13 protein-coding genes are annotated in these 15,651 nt (G+C 66.3%); 5 read left to right on the forward strand and 8 right to left on the reverse strand.

From position 1 onward, the window contains the following. Positions 1–18 precede the first annotated feature (18 nt). Positions 19–1,854, forward strand: a complete 1,836-nt coding sequence (locus tag ABS88_RS10225) for a DUF885 domain-containing protein (RefSeq protein ID WP_076075140.1) — start codon at positions 19–21, stop codon at positions 1,852–1,854. A 430-nt stretch (positions 1,855–2,284) separates the two neighbouring features. Here the strand turns inward: ABS88_RS10225 and ABS88_RS10230 are convergent, their stop codons facing one another. Continuing rightward, the gene (locus ABS88_RS10230) at positions 2,285–3,673 is read right to left on the reverse strand and encodes a helix-turn-helix domain-containing protein (RefSeq protein ID WP_076075138.1); all 1,389 of its coding nucleotides are present in this window, start codon (positions 3,671–3,673) and stop codon (positions 2,285–2,287) included. Positions 3,674–3,825: 152 nt separating this feature from the next. On the opposite strand from ABS88_RS10230, the gene ABS88_RS10235 reads away from it, so the two are divergent. Continuing rightward, a complete protein-coding gene (locus ABS88_RS10235) occupies positions 3,826–5,418 on the forward strand; it encodes an isocitrate lyase (RefSeq protein ID WP_076075135.1) in 1,593 nt (530 codons plus the stop codon). 304 nt (positions 5,419–5,722) lie between these two features. On the opposite strand, the gene ABS88_RS10240 is transcribed toward ABS88_RS10235, so the two are convergent. Next, complete coding sequence (locus tag ABS88_RS10240) at positions 5,723–7,696, reverse strand: LTA synthase family protein (RefSeq protein WP_076075132.1); 1,974 nt, start codon at positions 7,694–7,696, stop codon at positions 5,723–5,725. A gap of 188 nt (positions 7,697–7,884) precedes the next feature. Here ABS88_RS10240 and ABS88_RS10245 point away from each other — a divergent pair, with 188 nt between their 5' ends. Continuing rightward, positions 7,885–8,163, forward strand: a complete 279-nt coding sequence (locus tag ABS88_RS10245; RefSeq protein ID WP_311880701.1) for a WYL domain-containing protein — start codon at positions 7,885–7,887, stop codon at positions 8,161–8,163. A gap of 25 nt (positions 8,164–8,188) precedes the next feature. Here ABS88_RS10245 and ABS88_RS10250 read toward each other — a convergent pair whose 3' ends face one another. The 6 genes from ABS88_RS10250 to ABS88_RS10275 all read right to left on the reverse strand — a co-directional run bounded on the left by ABS88_RS10250 (position 8,189) and on the right by ABS88_RS10275 (position 13,953). Further along, complete coding sequence (locus tag ABS88_RS10250; RefSeq protein WP_286749679.1) at positions 8,189–9,172, reverse strand: TerC family protein; 984 nt, start codon at positions 9,170–9,172, stop codon at positions 8,189–8,191. A 66-nt stretch (positions 9,173–9,238) separates the two neighbouring features. Next, on the reverse strand, positions 9,239–9,421 hold the full coding sequence (locus ABS88_RS10255) for a DUF465 domain-containing protein (RefSeq protein WP_076075128.1): 183 nt from the start codon (positions 9,419–9,421) through the stop codon (positions 9,239–9,241). Positions 9,422–9,880: 459 nt separating this feature from the next. Next, positions 9,881–11,212, reverse strand: coding sequence for an amidohydrolase (locus ABS88_RS10260; RefSeq protein ID WP_104959696.1), 1,332 nt, complete (start codon positions 11,210–11,212; stop codon positions 9,881–9,883). 21 nt (positions 11,213–11,233) lie between these two features. Further along, positions 11,234–11,887 carry a DUF4893 domain-containing protein gene (locus ABS88_RS10265; RefSeq protein ID WP_067110844.1) on the reverse strand — a complete coding sequence of 218 codons (654 nt, stop codon included), beginning with the start codon at positions 11,885–11,887 and terminating at the stop codon, positions 11,234–11,236. Between the two features lie 94 nt (positions 11,888–11,981). Beyond that, positions 11,982–12,767 carry a 3-hydroxybutyrate dehydrogenase gene (locus ABS88_RS10270; RefSeq protein WP_076075123.1) on the reverse strand — a complete coding sequence of 262 codons (786 nt, stop codon included), beginning with the start codon at positions 12,765–12,767 and terminating at the stop codon, positions 11,982–11,984. Positions 12,768–12,771: 4 nt separating this feature from the next. Then, positions 12,772–13,953, reverse strand: a complete 1,182-nt coding sequence (locus ABS88_RS10275) for a patatin-like phospholipase family protein (RefSeq protein WP_076075121.1) — start codon at positions 13,951–13,953, stop codon at positions 12,772–12,774. Between the two features lie 162 nt (positions 13,954–14,115). Between ABS88_RS10275 and ypfJ the strand changes: the two genes are divergently transcribed. After that, a complete protein-coding gene (ypfJ, locus tag ABS88_RS10280; RefSeq protein ID WP_104959697.1) occupies positions 14,116–15,027 on the forward strand; it encodes a KPN_02809 family neutral zinc metallopeptidase in 912 nt (303 codons plus the stop codon). Between the two features lie 52 nt (positions 15,028–15,079). Continuing rightward, complete coding sequence (gene hslV, locus ABS88_RS10285) at positions 15,080–15,646, forward strand: ATP-dependent protease subunit HslV (RefSeq protein WP_067110833.1); 567 nt, start codon at positions 15,080–15,082, stop codon at positions 15,644–15,646. The last annotated feature ends 5 nt before the right edge of the window (positions 15,647–15,651 follow it).

The raw sequence follows: 15,651 nt of genomic DNA on the forward strand, positions 1-15,651 counted from the left end.
TTTCTCCCGGAGATTTCCATGCTCGATCGCCGCACGCTCATCGCCACGCTCGCCGCCGCCTCCGCGCTCGGCGCCGCGCGTTCCCCCGCCCGCGCGATGCTCGCCGATCCGGCGCAAAGCGAGGGCGAACGGCTGAACGCCCTCTACGAGCGCCTGTTCGACATGCTGGTCGAGAACGACCCCGAGTTCGCCACCGCGCTGGGGCTCGACAAGGGCGCGCACGCCGCGGCCAAGTCGCGCCTCGCCGACCGTTCGCCCGCCGGGATCGAGCGCAGCCACGACCTCTATCGCTTCGGCCTTGCCGCGCTCGAGAAGATCGACGCGGCGAAGCTGTCGGGGATGGACCTCGTCAATTACGAGACCTTCCGTGGACCGTGGGACCATTATGTGAAGGCCTATGACAGTTTCACCTATGGTCTGCACAGCTGGCCGGAGCCGCACCCGGTCACCCAGCTCAGCGGCACCTACCGCTCGATCCCCGACTTCCTCGTCAACCAGCACAGCATCGCCGATGCGGCCGATGCCGAGGCCTATCTGGCGCGTTGCGAGGATTTCGCGGTCCAGCTCGACAACGAGACGAACCGGATGAAGACCGACCATGCGGCGGGGATCATTCCGCCCGATTTCGTCATCGACCGCACCCTCGGCCTCTACGAAAAGATCATGGCGCCTGCCGCGGAGGCCAACGGCCTCACCGCCAATCTCAAGGCCAGGACCGACGCAAAACATATCCCCGGCGACTGGACACGCCGCTGCGCCGCGATCGTCGCAGGCAAAATCTATCCGGCGATGCGCCGCCAGGCGGCCGAGCTGGCGCGCGTCCGTCCCCGGGCGACCCACGACGCGGGCGTCTGGCGGCTGCCGAAGGGCGACGCATATTACGCCTATGCGCTGAACTTCGCGACGACGACCGAAATGTCGGCCGAAGCCATCCACCAGCTCGGGCTCGAACGCATGACCGAACTGACCGCGCGCGCCGACGCGATCTTCCGCGAACAGGGCATGACCGGTGGAACGGTCGCCGAGCGGCTGCGCGCGCTCGGCGAGGACAAGCGCTTCATCTATCCGAACACCGACGCCGGCAAGACGGAACTGATCGCCAAGCTCAACGAACAGATCGAGGAGATGCAGCGCCGCCTGCCCGAGATGTTCGGCCGCCTGCCCAAGGCGAAGGTCGAGATCCGTCGCGTCCCGGCGGAGATCGAGGACGGCGCCGCCGGCGGCTATTACCAGATTCCGGCGCTCGATGGCTCGCGCCCCGGCGCCTATTACATCAACCTGCGCGATACCGCGGAGAATCCATCATGGACGCTGCCGACGCTGACCTATCACGAAGCGACGCCAGGCCATCATCACCAGATCGCGCTGGCGCAGGAAGCGACGGGTATCCCACGCCTGCGCCGCCTGCCCGTCTATTCGGTCTATACCGAGGGCTGGGGTCTCTACGCCGAGCAGCTTGCCGACGAAATGGGGGTCTATGACGGCGACCTCTTCGGCCGTCTCGGTTACCTGCAATCCTATATGTTCCGCGCCGCGCGGCTCGTCGTCGACACCGGCCTGCACCACTATCGCTGGAGCCGCGAGAAGGCGATCTCCTATATGAACGAGGCGCTCGGCACGCCCGAACCCTCGAACGTCACCGAAGTCGAACGCTATTGCGTGTGGCCCGGTCAGGCGACGAGCTACATGGTCGGACAGACGCGCTGGGTCGCAACGCGCGAAAGGGCGCGCGCGGCGCTGGGCGACAAGTTCGACATCCGCGCCTTCCACGACACCGCGCTGGCGGCGGGCGCGATGCCGATCGACGTCCTCGGATCGATGATCGACCGCTGGGTGGCGGCGCAAAAGGCCTGAAGAACCGCACGGTCTCAGCCGTTCGTGTCTATCGGTTCGTGACCTGAGACCTGTGGGGATTCGGGGTTTGGCGTGCTGCCACATCCTTCGTCATGCTGAACTCGTTTCAGCATCCATGGGCGGACCTCTCCTTTTGCGCCGCCTTTCAGGCGAGGGCGGACCATGGACCCCGATCGGGTCCGGGGCGGGCTCTGAAACAAGTCGGCATATATACCATTCGGACAAGTCAGGAGCCGTTCCCCGGCGAAAGCCGGGGTCCAGATGACACAGCGCTACCTCGCATGGACCCCGGCTTTCGCCGGGGACGGTGACTTGTCGAAAAGGGATCATTGCCAGACAAGGTCAGGGAGACGGAAAAGAGAAACCGTGCATAAACCTGCAACACCCCTATCCGTTCGGGACGATGGGTCAGATTTTAAGACTCGATGCTCTAATCCCCCGCGAAATCGAAGGCGCTGACACCGCGCTCGCCCTCTCTGAATCGCAGCGGACGGCCGAGCGGCGGCATCGAGCGCTGGACGCAGCCGCTGCGCGTGCAGCGGCGGCAACCGAGGCCGATCGGGGTCGCGGGACTGCGCATCAGGTCGATGCCGCGCGCGGCGGCCAGCGGCGCGGCGACCTTGGCGTCGACCCCGATGCACACCGCGAAGCGCGCGGGCGTGCCCCCTCCCGTCGCGCCGGGCGCCGCGACCGAGCGGCTCTGCGTGAACCAGCGCGACCCGTCCTCCAGCTCGACAAGGTCGGCGATCACCTCGCCGGGGCGCGCGAAGGCTTCGTGGACGCCCCACAGCGGACAGCGCGCATCGCCATCGACGAGCGGCGACTGGCTGGCGCCCGCATAGCGTTTCGACCCCTGCCCCGCGCGGTCGATGCGGAGCATGAAGAAGGGCAGCCCGCGTGCGCCGACGCGCTGCAATGTCGTCAACCGGTGCGCGACCTGCTCGAACCCGGCGCCGAAACGCCGCTGGAGCAGCAGCAGGTCGTAACCCGTCGCGTCGCAGGCGCGCAGGAAGCGGCCATAGGGCATCATCAGCGCCGCCGCGAAATATTGGATCAGATGCCGCTCGAACAGGCGCGCGGCGGCCGGTTCGGCGAACTCTGCGCCCGCGACAAGGGCGGAAATCTCGTCCTTCGCCTCCATCTGCGCCAGCGTCGCCGCGGCCTGAAAGGTGCGCGAGGCGGGGCGCAGCAGCTCGTTCAGCATCAGCTGCCGCGCATGCCAGTCGAGCCAGCGCAGCCGGTCGGGCATGACGTCGGCGGGCAGGATGCGGATGCCAAGCTGGTGACGCGTGCGCAGCCGCTCGGCGATGGTGCCATAGAGGTCGCCCCCCGCGAGCCGCAGTTCGTCGGCCAGTTCCTCGGCGCGCGCATCGAGATCGGGAAAGTGGTTGCGCCATTTCTCGATCGCGCGGCGAACCGCGTCGACCTCGGGCGCTTCGGCGGCGGCGGGGGCGGTCGCATCGCCCGCCGCGTCGAACAGCCGGACGAAGGCGGTCGCGGTCGCCGGCGCGCTCTCCAGCCATTCCTCGACCTCGCGCGACCCGATGTCGAGATCGGCGAAGCGCGGGTCGGCCAGACGGCGGCGCAGCGCGGCGAGCCCGCCCGGCACCGTCTCCGCCCCCAATTTCGCCGCGTCGAAGCCGAAACGCTCGGCCAGCCGGACGATCACCGTCGCGCTCAGCGGGCGCTGGCCGTGCTCGATCAGATTGAGGTAGCTCGGCGAGATGCCCAGCGCCTCGGCCATCGCCGCCTGCGTCAACCCGGCATCGCGCCGCAACTTGCGCACCGCCGGTCCCGCGAACACCCGCCGCTCCGCCATGATGTAACTTTCTTTACTGATTTACACGCTGCAATGCACTTCATTCGCTTTATTCACAAGAAATATTCACAAAGCTTTTCCAATCCGGGCGGCGGGTCGGCACAAGGGCGGCATATTCATCGCCCACCGGGGCGCAGCCGAGGACAGTGAAGATGAGCTATACCGAAGACATGGCGCAGGCCGGCCGCCTCATCCGCGATCAGGACGGCCGCTGGGATGCGATCGGCGCCGAAAACGTCGCTCGCATGCGCGCCCAGAACAAGTTCCGCAACGGCCTCGACATCGCCCGCTACACCGCGCGGATCATGCGCGCCGACATGGCGGCCTATGACGCCGATCCCGCCAACTACACCCAGTCGCTCGGCTGCTGGCACGGCTTCATCGCGCAGCAGAAGATGATCGCGATCAAGAAGCATTTCGGCACCGTCAAGGGCCGCTACATCTATCTGTCGGGCTGGATGGTCGCCGCGCTGCGCAGCGAGTTCGGCCCCCTGCCCGACCAGTCGATGCATGAAAAGACCAGCGTTCCGGCGCTGATCGAGGAAATCTACACCTTCCTGCGGCAGGCCGACGCCCGCGAACTGGGCGGCCTGTTCCGCGAGCTCGACGCGGCGCGCGAAGCCGGCGACGAGGTCAAGGCGAAGCAGATCCAGCACGCGATCGACAACCATGAAACGCATGTCGTGCCGATCATCGCCGACATCGACGCGGGCTTCGGCAACGCCGAGGCGACTTATCTGCTCGCCAAGAAGATGATCGAGGCCGGCGCCTGTGCGCTGCAGATCGAGAATCAGGTGTCGGACGAAAAGCAGTGCGGCCACCAGGACGGCAAGGTCACCGTGCCGCACGAGGATTTCCTGCAGAAGATCCGCGCGCTGCGCTATGCCTTCATGGAGCTGGGGGTCGACGACGGCGTGATCGTCGCGCGCACCGACAGCCTGGGCGCCGGGCTGACCAAGCAGATCGCCTTCACCCGCGAACCGGGCGACCTCGGCGATCAGTACAACGCCTTCCTCGATTGCGAGGAAGTGACGGGCGCGGGCAATCCGGGCGACGTGCTGATCAACCGCGGCGGCAAGCTGCTGCGCCCGAAGCGCCTGCCCTCGAACCTCTATCAGTTCCGCCCCGGAACCGGCGAGGATCGCTGTGTTCTCGACTGCATCACCGCCCTGCAGAACGGCGCCGACCTGATCTGGATCGAGACCGAAAAGCCGCATATCGAGCAGATCGCCGGCATGGTCGACCGTATCCGCGAGGCGGTTCCCAATGCGAAGCTCGCCTACAACAACTCGCCCAGCTTCAACTGGACGCTGAATTTCCGCCAGCAGGTGTTCGACGCGTGGCAGACGGACGGCAAGGATGTCGGTGCCTATGACCGGGCGAAGCTGATGAGCGTCGATTACGACGGCACCGAGCTGGCGGTCGAGGCCGACAACCGCATCCGCAGCTTCCAGCGCGACGCCGCGAAGCGGGCCGGCATCTTCCACCATCTGATCACCCTGCCGACCTATCACACCGCCGCGCTGTCGACCGACAATCTGGCGAAGGAATATTTCGGCGAGGAAGCGATGCTGGGCTATGTCAAGAACGTCCAGCGTCAGGAAATCCGCCAGGGCATCGCCTGCGTGAAGCACCAGAACATGGCCGGCAGCGACATCGGCGACGATCACAAGGATTATTTCGCCGGCGAAGCCGCGCTGAAGGCGGGCGGCAAGGACAATACGATGAACCAGTTCGCCGCCTGACGATCGAGCTAGAGCATTTTCCAGTCAGGTGGAATCGCCTGACGATTCAGAAAATGCGGAAAAACAAGAATCTAGAGCGGCCGATCCGATGCAATCGGATCGATAACCGCTCTAGGCGCGGGGGTTTTCGTTGCCCCCCGCGCCACCCTTCTCGGCGCGGGGTGCCTTGCACAAACGCCCCGCGCCTCCCGAGCTTTCCTGGGGAGGAAAGCCTGCCCGCCGGAAGTCGTTCGACCTCCGGCGGGCATTTTTATGCGATACGCGATTGTTTTCTCCGTGCGCGCCCGCTCCCGGCGCTACGCGGCTATGGCGAGCTTCGCGCCGCCTTGCGGGTCGCCAGATGGCGCATCCAGCGTTGTCGCGCCCATTCGTTGACCAGCCGGTCGGCGCGGGCCTTGTCCGCACCGTTCAGATCGCCGTAGCGCGCACGCCGACCGCTGTCGGAAAACCATATCTCCTCGGTCCCGAGCGCGAGCGTCGTGAAGACGCCGCCCGGTTCGACGATACCGATCGCGGCGGGCGTATCGACCGCTCCGATGTGCAGGAAAACCGGAGCGTCGTTGTCGGGCGCGGGCGCACCGCCCAGTGCCTGGAGCAGGATCGACCGCATGTCGCTGAGGCCGAGCGGCCGGTCGCTGGAGAGGCCCGGCACGTTCAGTACGAACGGGATATGGGTTTGCGCGGGCTCGATCACGTGGCCATGTCCCAGGAATCCGTTTTCGAACAATGCCTCGCCATGATCGCCGGTGACCATCAGCACGGTGTCGTCCCAAGTCCCCAGCGCCTTCAGGCGAGCCACGATCGCGCCGATCTGCGAATCCGCATAGGCGACGGCGTTCCAGTAGGTCTGCTGAACGCGGCGGGCGTTGGCCGCGGAAATGTCGCCGCGCGGCAGCGGGTCGACACCCAGCATGTCGGGCATGCCCGGATGATGATAGGGGAAATGCGGCGACTGGAAATTGAAATAGACGAAGGTCGGCTGCGCCCACGGTCCCGGATCGCCCATCCGCCGATCGAATTCCGCCAGTATCTTCGTCTCGTCGACGAGCAGCGAGCCCTTGGCGGCGAAGCCGAAGGCGCGTTCGTGCGCCAGCGTTTCGGCGTCGACGAATATGTCGGCCGCCTTGCGCATCCCGACCACCGCCGAAATATTGCCGAAGCTTTCGGGCTGGCCCGAAAAGACGCCGATGCGATAGCCATTGGCCTTGAGGTCGGAGAATAAGGAGGGGTCTCCCACCCGCGGATCGAGCGCGCCCGAAAACAGGCTCTTGAGCGACGCCGTCGTGAAGCCGACGTGGCTGTAGGCGTGCGGAAAGCTGCTTCCCGCGCGCGCCAGCGCCGCGAGGTTCGGCGCCACCGGCCGCCCGTTCACCCGTTGCGTCAGCGCGTCCGCGCGCGTGCTTTCGAGCACGATGATGACAAGATGCTTCCGCTTCGCCGGCAGTTTCGGCGCGGGCGTCGCCGGATCGGCGCCGACAAAGACGAAATCGCCGCCGAAGCCGTCTTCGTCGATCCCGTTCCCCGGAATGTCGAGCGCCAGCGGATGGCGCGACGCATCGAAGGGATGCCGGTCGATCTGCGCCGAATACCAGCTATATCCGTCGCGGTCGAAATCGGTCAGTTGTTCGAGTAGCCGGTTGACCAGCCCATAGGCGGTCATCCGGCGCAGGCCGTCGCGCGCGTCGGGCACCCCGTTGGCCTGCGCGGCGATCGCCGGCATCGCGACCGCCAGCGCCAGCACCGCCCAGCGCAGCTGCGAGCGACCCGCCGGCAGCAGGGTCCGATTGCCGCGACGGCGCAGGCGGACCACGACGATCCCATAGAGGATCAGCGCGCCGCCGAGGCCGATCAGCATCAGCGCGCCTTCATTCAACACGAACAGGAAAGCGTCGAACAGGCTTCCCCCGCCCAGATTGCGGATCAACTGGAAGCTGACCGCATCGCTGAAATAGGACAAAAGCTCGAACTTGGCGGTCAGCGCGGCGAGAAAGCCGGCGACGCCGAAAAACAGCAGGTTGAACCGGAAAATCAGCGGGTCGTATTCGCGTCCGTGCAGCCGGCGCAGCAACAGGAAGAACAGGCCGAAAAGCAGCGCATGCGCACCGACGGCACCGAGCAGGAACAGGACGGTCTCGGCCGGCGTATCCAGCGTTTGCGACTGGCCGAAGCCGCCGCCGAACAGCGCGAACTTGCGTTCGACGAGCGCCATTTCGATCAACAATGTCGTGACGGCCGCAAGCAGCAACGTCAGCAGGTCCCCCTGCCCCTTCCTGGTCATCGGATTGTCATAAATATGGCCTTGCTAATATGGTGTTAAGCCAATCCGAACGGCATTCGTCCGCAACTGCGGGCGACCGGGCGGACGAGCGATCAAGCGATGCTTGCCAGGTCCGCCGCGGCGGGTGTATGGTGCACCGCACAACGAAACCACCTCTCCCTGGGCCGATGAACGATACACGACTGAAAATGATGGAAGCGATCGCACGGCGACGCATCGTGTCCACGCGCTACAATGGCGACGCCATGACCCTTGCCCCGCACCAGATGTTCGAGCGGCACGGGGCGCTGTTCGTCAGCGCGCTGAATCTCAACAAGAACTGGCGGTCGGACGAGGAAAAGCGCCTCGGTCAGTTCAAGCTCGACGGGCTTGGCGAGACCGAGGTCACCGACGAGGCGTTCGAGCCGCTCCCGATGTTCCAGCCCGCCGCGCCGAGCGACAAGGACACGCTTCTCCTCGCCGTATGAGCGGCGGGCCGCGACAGCCGGCCCGTCACCGCACGGCCGAGTCGGACGGGCGACTGATGACGAGCGACCACAGCACGCCCCCGGCGATCAGCGCGACGGTGACTCCCAGGCTCGCCAGCGGCGGGAATTTCGCGCTGCCGAGCAGGAAATCGGCCACGAATATCTTCGACCCGATGAAGACGAGCACCAGCGCCAGCGCATATTTCAGATAGTGGAATCGATGCACCATCGCCGCGAGCGCGAAATAGAGCGCGCGCAGGCCGAGGATCGCCATGATGTTCGAGGTATAGACGATGAAGGTGTCGGTCGTGATCGCGAAGATCGCGGGCACGCTGTCGACCGCGAACACCAGATCGGCGAGGTTGATGACGACGAGCGCAAGGAACAGCGGCGTCGCCGCCAGCACGACCTTCCCCGTCTTGGCGTCGGGCACGCGCACGAAGAATTTCTCGCCATGCAGGTCCGCGGTGATCGGCATGCGGCGCGACAGCCAGCGCACGACGGGATTGCCCGCGACGTCCATCGGCTTGTCGCTCGCGAACAGCATCCTGATACCGGTGAAGATCAGGAAGGCGGCAAAGACGTAGAGCAGCCAGCCATATTCGGCGACCAGCGCCGCACCGCCCGCGATCATCAGGCCGCGCAGCACGATCACCGCGATGATTCCCCACAATAGCGCGCGATATTGATAGCGCGCCGGAATCGCGAAGGTCGCGAAGATCAGCGAGATGACGAAGATATTGTCGATCGACAGCGCTTTTTCGATGAAGAAGCCGGTATAATATTGAAGGCCCGCATCGCCGCCCTTCTCGACCCAGATCCAGGCGCCGAACGCGAGCGCGATGCCGATGTAGATCGCGGAGAGCTTCAGGCTTTCCGCGATGCCCATCTCCTTGTTCTCCTTGTGCAACACGCCAAGGTCGAAGGCCGTGAGGGCGATGACGAGGCCGAGAAAGGCCAGCCAGAACCAGGCCGGGGTTCCCAGCCAGTCGGTGAAGAGAAATTCCATGATGACGATCCCTGGACAGGCGAAACGCGCCGCCGAAAGCAGCGCGCTTCGCCTTCATTGCCGGATTCAGCGGGCGCGAACGGGGCGCCGCATCAGTGATGCGAGGCGGTCCTTGACCGCCAGCTTCAGCTTCTTGAGCCGCAGCACGCGGAACGGGTCGCCGCCGCGGCGGCGCGCCTCGCGCCGGACCGCTTCGTCGAGCCGCCGATGCAACGCGGTCAAGTGAAAGATATGGGGATTCACAGACATATGGCCTCCTGATTGAGCGAACTCAAAACAGGCGACGCCGATGCCGGGACCTGGATCAGGGGGGAGAATTGGCCGCCGTGCATCGGTGTCACCCGATGCGGTCCGACATCACGTGGCGGGATGTTGATCCCGCCGACGCCAGAGGGGCCCGGCCCGCATTCCCGTTACATAGGAACGGCGGTCGGGCTTTTCAATCCCGGCTGCCGGGTTTGTTTCTTTCGGGGCGAAATCCCTGTTCCCGTCGCTCGTAATGACGAGCCCTTCCAAGGCCAACGAGGGTTCATCGAGGGTTGATAACGGCGGCCGCGAAACATGACGGCATATTATCCTTCAGGCAAACGAGCTGTTCCCCGGCGAAAGCCGGGGTCCATGCGAAGCAGCGCTGTGCCGTCTGGACCCCGGCTTTCGCCGGGGAACAGTTCCTTGTCGAAAAGGGATAATTGCCAATGCCAAATATGTTCAACCCTTCGGCATCAGCTTCATCGCCATCGACGCCAGCGCCTCGGTCGCGGTGGAGATGACCGCGGGAGCATCGGGTGCCCAGAAAGGAGAATGGAGGCTCGGCAGCGTCCGGCCTTCCTTCTTCGCGGCGTCATATTCGGCCTGCGGAACGCCGCCGACCCACAGGATCAGGCTCTTGATCGACTTGTCCTCGCGGCCATAGCGGCTGAAATCCTCCCCGCCCATCACCGGCGGCATCTGCACGACGCGCTGGTCGCCGAAGCGGGTCTTCAGGAAGGCCGCCATCTCTTCGGTGAACTCGGGGGTGTTGAAGACCGACGGCGTATATTCGTCCTTTGCGACGCTGATCGTCGGCATCCTGTCTTCCGGCATGCCCGCCGCGATCGCTTCGCCCTTCGCGATGCGCGCGATGCCGTCGAGCAGTTGCGTGCGCACCTCGTCGGTATAGCTGCGCACGGTCAGTTGCAGCTTCGCCTCGTCGGGGATGATATTGTGCTTGGCGCCGGCGTGGAAGCTGCCGACGGTGACGACGCCGCTGTCGAGCGGGCTGATCTCGCGCGCGACGAGCGTCTGGAGCGCGGTGACGATGCGGCTGGCGAGCACGATCGGATCCTTGGTCGCCTGCGGATAGGCGCCATGACCGCCGAGCCCCTTCACCGTGACGTCGACGCTGTCGACATTGGCGAGCGCATAGCCCGGCGTATAGCCGATCATGCCCGCGGGAAACTGCGCCGCGTCGTGAAAGGCGATCGCATATTCGGGCTTGGGAAAACGGGTGTAGAGCCCGTCCGCCAGCATCATTCGCGCACCCGCGCCGCGCTCCTCGGCGGGCTGGCCGATCATCACCAGCGTCCCCGACCACTGCCTCTTGTTCGCCGCCATCAGCCGCGCGACGCCGATCCATGCGGTCATGTGCGTGTCGTGGCCGCAGGCGTGCATGACGCCGGTCTCGACGCCTTCCTTGGTCGTCACGCGCACCGTCGACGCGCCGGGAAGGCCGGTCTGCTCGGTGACGGGAAGCCCGTCCATGTCGGCGCGGACCAGCACCACCGGGCCGGGGCCGTTCTTCATCACCGCGACGATGCCCGTCCCGCCGACCTTCTCGGTCACCGTGAAGCCCAGCTTGCGCGCCTCGGCGGCCAGGATGCCCGCCGAGCGGACCTCCATGAAGCTGAGTTCGGGATGCGCGTGCAAATCCTTGTAGATGTCCATCAGCGAGGGCATCTGCTTCTGCACCTGGTCGCCCAGCGACTGCGCCGCCACCGGCGCCGCCAGCCCGAGCGCGAGCGCCGCGGCGCCCAGTCCCAAAATCCGCCCGCTGATCTTCATTATTGCTCCCCTGTTTTCAAATCATCCGTTTGCCGGCACCAGCTCGATCACGTCGAGCAGCGATTCATAGGCGGGCGCCGGCAGCACCAGCCGCCAGCGATTGTCGGCGATCCGTTCGATCAGCCCCGCCATGTCGCGCATCCGGTCGCTGCCGTAATTGACCGGGATCTTCTCGTCCCCCAGCACCAGCGTGCCGAGGAATATCTGGCGCTTGAGATTGTCGGGAAAGATCAGGCCGACCGGCCGCTGCGACCCCGTCAGCTTGGTCAGGCTGGCGAGTTCCTGCTCGTCCGACACGCGGCAGCGGAACCAGTCATAGGCGATGAAGCCAATCGCACCGCGTCCCTGCGTGCCCAGCTTGATCGTGCGGCAGCGATACTCGCCCGCGGGCAGGTGCGGATTGGGCAGCGCCGCCGTCGGTTGCAGCAACACGCCTTCGCGCTCGACGTCGGCGCCATAGCCCTTTGCCCGCGCGTCGGCGAGCGCCGCGGTCCAGCTCGAATACCAGCCGCGGATGCGCGCCTTGTCCTGGTCGGTCGCGGTGGCGCGCCAGGTGCCCGCGGCCTCCGCCGGCGCGGCGTCGGCCGCCGAGGGCGGCATCGCCGGCACGGTCCGGCATCCGGCGAGCCCCAGCCCCGCCGCGCATGTCAAATATAGAAAGGTGCGACCCCACATCGTCCGTCTCTCCTGGTCCGGTTCGCCGTTAACCTTAGGAGCGGATGACGCAATGCTCAAGGACGCAGCGCGCCGCAGGCAGGATCGCGCAACGTCAGGCGGCGGTCCAGCCGCCGTCGACGCTCAGGTTCGCCCCGGTGATGTTCGCCGCCTCGTCGCGGGTCAGGAAGGCGGCAAGCGCCGCGACCTGCTCGACCGTCACGAACTGCTTGGTCGGCTGCCCCGCGAGCAGAACGTCGTTGATCACCTGTTCGCGCGTCATGCTCCGCGCCTTCATCGTGTCGGGAATCTGATTCTCGACCAGCGGCGTCCAGACATAGCCCGGGCTGATGCAATTGGCGGTGATCCCCGCGTCGGCGACCTCGAGCGCGACCGTCTTGGTCAGCCCGGCGAGCCCGTGCTTCGCGGCGACATAGGCCGATTTGAACGGCGAGGCGACGAGCGAATGCGCCGAGGCGGTGCCGATGATGCGGCCCCATCCCTTCTTGCGCATCCCCGGCACGGCGTGGCGGATGGTGTGGAAGGCCGACGACAGGTTGAGCGCGAGGATCAGGTCCCATTTCTCGACCGGGAAATCCTCGACCGGCGACACGAACTGAGTGCCGGCATTGTTCACGAGGATGTCGACCCCGCCCATGTCGCTGTCGGCGCGCTCGAACATTTCCGCGATCGCGTCGGGCTTGGTGAGGTCGGCGCCGTCATAGGCCGCCTTGCCGCCGTTCAGCGCGGCGAGCGCCGCGCGCTCGGCCTCGATCGCGCCCTCGTCGCCGAATCCGTTGATGATGATGTCCGCGCCCGCCGCGGCAAGCGCCTTGGCGATGCCGAGTCCGATGCCGGAGGTCGAGCCGGTGACGAGGGCGGTCTTGCCTTTGAGATGCATGGGATCAATCCTTTTTCTCGCGAGGGGATGGGGAAACGGCATGGGCCGATTTGGGCTGCAGGCCGCCCGCCTCGATGGCGAAACTGTCCGACCGCCCTTCGGCGATGCTTTCGGCGAGCAGGTGTCCGTCCTTCAGCGACGCCTCGACCGCTGCGCGGCCCAGCGCCCAGTTGGCGTCCATCGTCGCGCGCGAGAATTCGAAGTCGCGCGCGCCGGTCTGCCATGCCGGCGGCTGGTGGATGAGCTGAACGACGTTCAGCGCCTTGCAGTCGACCATGCGCTCGACCGCCTTCACCTCGGGCAGCGCGCGCATCTCCCCGGGCAATTTGTCGAGCATCCGGGCGATCAGCCGATGTTCCTTGCGCCGCCGGACCAGCCCGTCCGAAATGCGGCGGGTGCGACTGGAAAAGCGGATATCCTTCTCGCGCGACCAGGCTTCCTCCAGATCGTGCGGGCGCGGGCCGCGCGCCGGGAACAGGTCGACCTGGAACACCAGCATCGCCTCGTCCGCGCTTTCGACGACATGTTCGAGCGGGGTGTTCGAAACGAGCCCGCCGTCCCAATACCAGGTGCCGTCGATCTCGACCGGCGGCAGGCCCGGCGGCAGCGCGCCCGACGCGAGGATATGGCGCGCGTCGATGCGGTCGGTGCGCGTGTCGAAATAGCGGAAATTGCCCGTTTCCACCGCGACCGCGCCGACCGACAGGCGCACCTTGCCGTCGTTGACGCGGTCCCAGTCGACGAGGCGGTCGAGCGTCTCGACCAGCGGCGCCGTGTCGTAGAAGCTGATCGCGGCGGGCGTCTGCGGCGCGGCGAACATCGGCGGCGGGATACGCGGCGTGAAGAAGCCCGGAACGCCGAAAGCCGCAACCTGCCCGGCCGCCGCCCAATGCGCCCATTCGCGCGCCAGATCATTGTCGGCCACCGGCAGGACGGGCAGCGCCGACGACACGCCTTCCCAGAACTCCCGCATCTTCCCGACCGCCGCGTCGCGTGGATTGCCGGCGATGATCGCGGCGTTGATCGCGCCGATCGATATGCCCGCGACCCAGTCGAGCTCGACGCCGAGATCGATCAGCGCCTCGTAGACCCCGGCCTGAAAGGCGCCGAGCGCTCCGCCGCCCTGCAGGACCAGCACGACGAGGTCGGGCAAGGGCAAGGCGGCTCGGGCGGCGCGGCGGGGCATGGACTCGAAGCGATCCTTTCGGGGGGCGGGACGGCCGGAGCCGTTGGTGCACCGCAGCAACGCCCTTGGCAAGAGGCGGTTCCCGCGCGAAGCCTCTTCCAATTGCCCCCCGCCGCTGCCACAAACAGGCAGCAAGCAGATCTTCAACAGCGGAGCCCCCTCATGCGCCTCGACGATTACGACCCCGGCGACGACATCCGCGACCTCGGTCGCGGCGGCGGCGGTTTCGGCGGGGGCGGGGGCGGTGGCATGGGCGGGCTGCTGTTCGGACTGCTGCCGATGCTGCTCGGGCGCAAGATGGGCTGCGGCACGATCCTGCTGCTCGGCGTACTCGCTTTCGTCTTCCTCGGTCCCGGTTCGCAGATGCTGAGTACGGGCGGCGGCACCGCCGACCCGATGGCAGACAGCCGCGGCACGCAGCAGGGCGTCGCCTGCGACACCGCCGCCGAACGCTTCGCCTGCCAAGTGTTCAGCTCGACCAACCGCTTCTGGGAAAGCCAGATCAACGGTTATCGCGCGCCCGGCCTGCGTTTCTATACCGACCACAACAGCTCGGGCTGCGGCGCGGCGCAGGCGGCGATGGGACCCTTCTATTGCCCCGCCGACCAGGGCATCTATCTCGACACCAGCTTCTTCAACGAGTTGAAGACGAAGTTCGGCGCCGCCGGCGATGCTGCGCAAGCCTATGTCGTCGCGCACGAAGTCGGGCATCATATCCAGACGATTACCGGAACATCGGATCAGGTCCGCCGCGCGCAAGCCCGCGCTTCGCAGACCGAGGGCAATGCGATCCAGGTCCGCATGGAATTGCAGGCCGACTGCTATGCCGGCGTGTGGGCCGCGCGGGCGCGAACGAAGGACGGGCAGACGGTGATGGAGCCGGGCGACATGGAGGAGGCGATGACCGCCGCCAACGCGATCGGCGACGATACGCTGATGCGCTCGGCGGGCCAGCGACCGGTGCCCGAAAGCTTCACCCACGGCACCAGCGAGCAGCGCATGCGCTGGCTCCGCCGCGGGCTGGAGACCGGCGATCCGCGCCAGTGCGACACGTTCGCCGCCAACGCGATCTGATCGCCGTCCCCTCCCCTTGCAGCCCCGGCGCCGATTGCCCATATCGCGCCGCATGACCGATCCTCATGCGCACAGTGCCGCGCCCTGGCACGGAACCACCATCCTGTCCGCCCGCACCCCGGAAAAGGTCGTCGTCATCGGCGACGGTCAGGTGTCGATGGGCCAGACGGTGATGAAGCCCAATGCCCGCAAGGTGCGCCGCCTGCACGACGGCAGCGTCATCGGCGGCTTCGCGGGGGCGACGGCCGATGCGTTCACGCTGTTCGAGCGGCTGGAGGCGAAGCTGGAGCGCCACCACGGCCAGTTGCTGCGCGCCGCGGTCGAACTCGCCAAGGATTGGCGCACCGACAAATATCTGCGCAATCTGGAGGCGATGATGATCGTCGCCGACAAGGAGGTGACGCTCGTCATCACCGGCAACGGCGACGTGCTGGAGCCGCAGGGCGGCATCGCGGCGATCGGATCGGGTGGCAATTACGCGCTGTCCGCGGCGCGCGCGCTCGTCGATTACGAAAAGGATCCCGAGGTGCTGGCAAAGAAGGCGATGCAGATCGCCGCCGAAATCTGCGTCTACACCAACGACCAGACCACCCTCGAAATTATCGATATCCAGGCATAAGCGAT

Source organism: Sphingopyxis sp. SCN 67-31 (assembly GCF_001725095.1).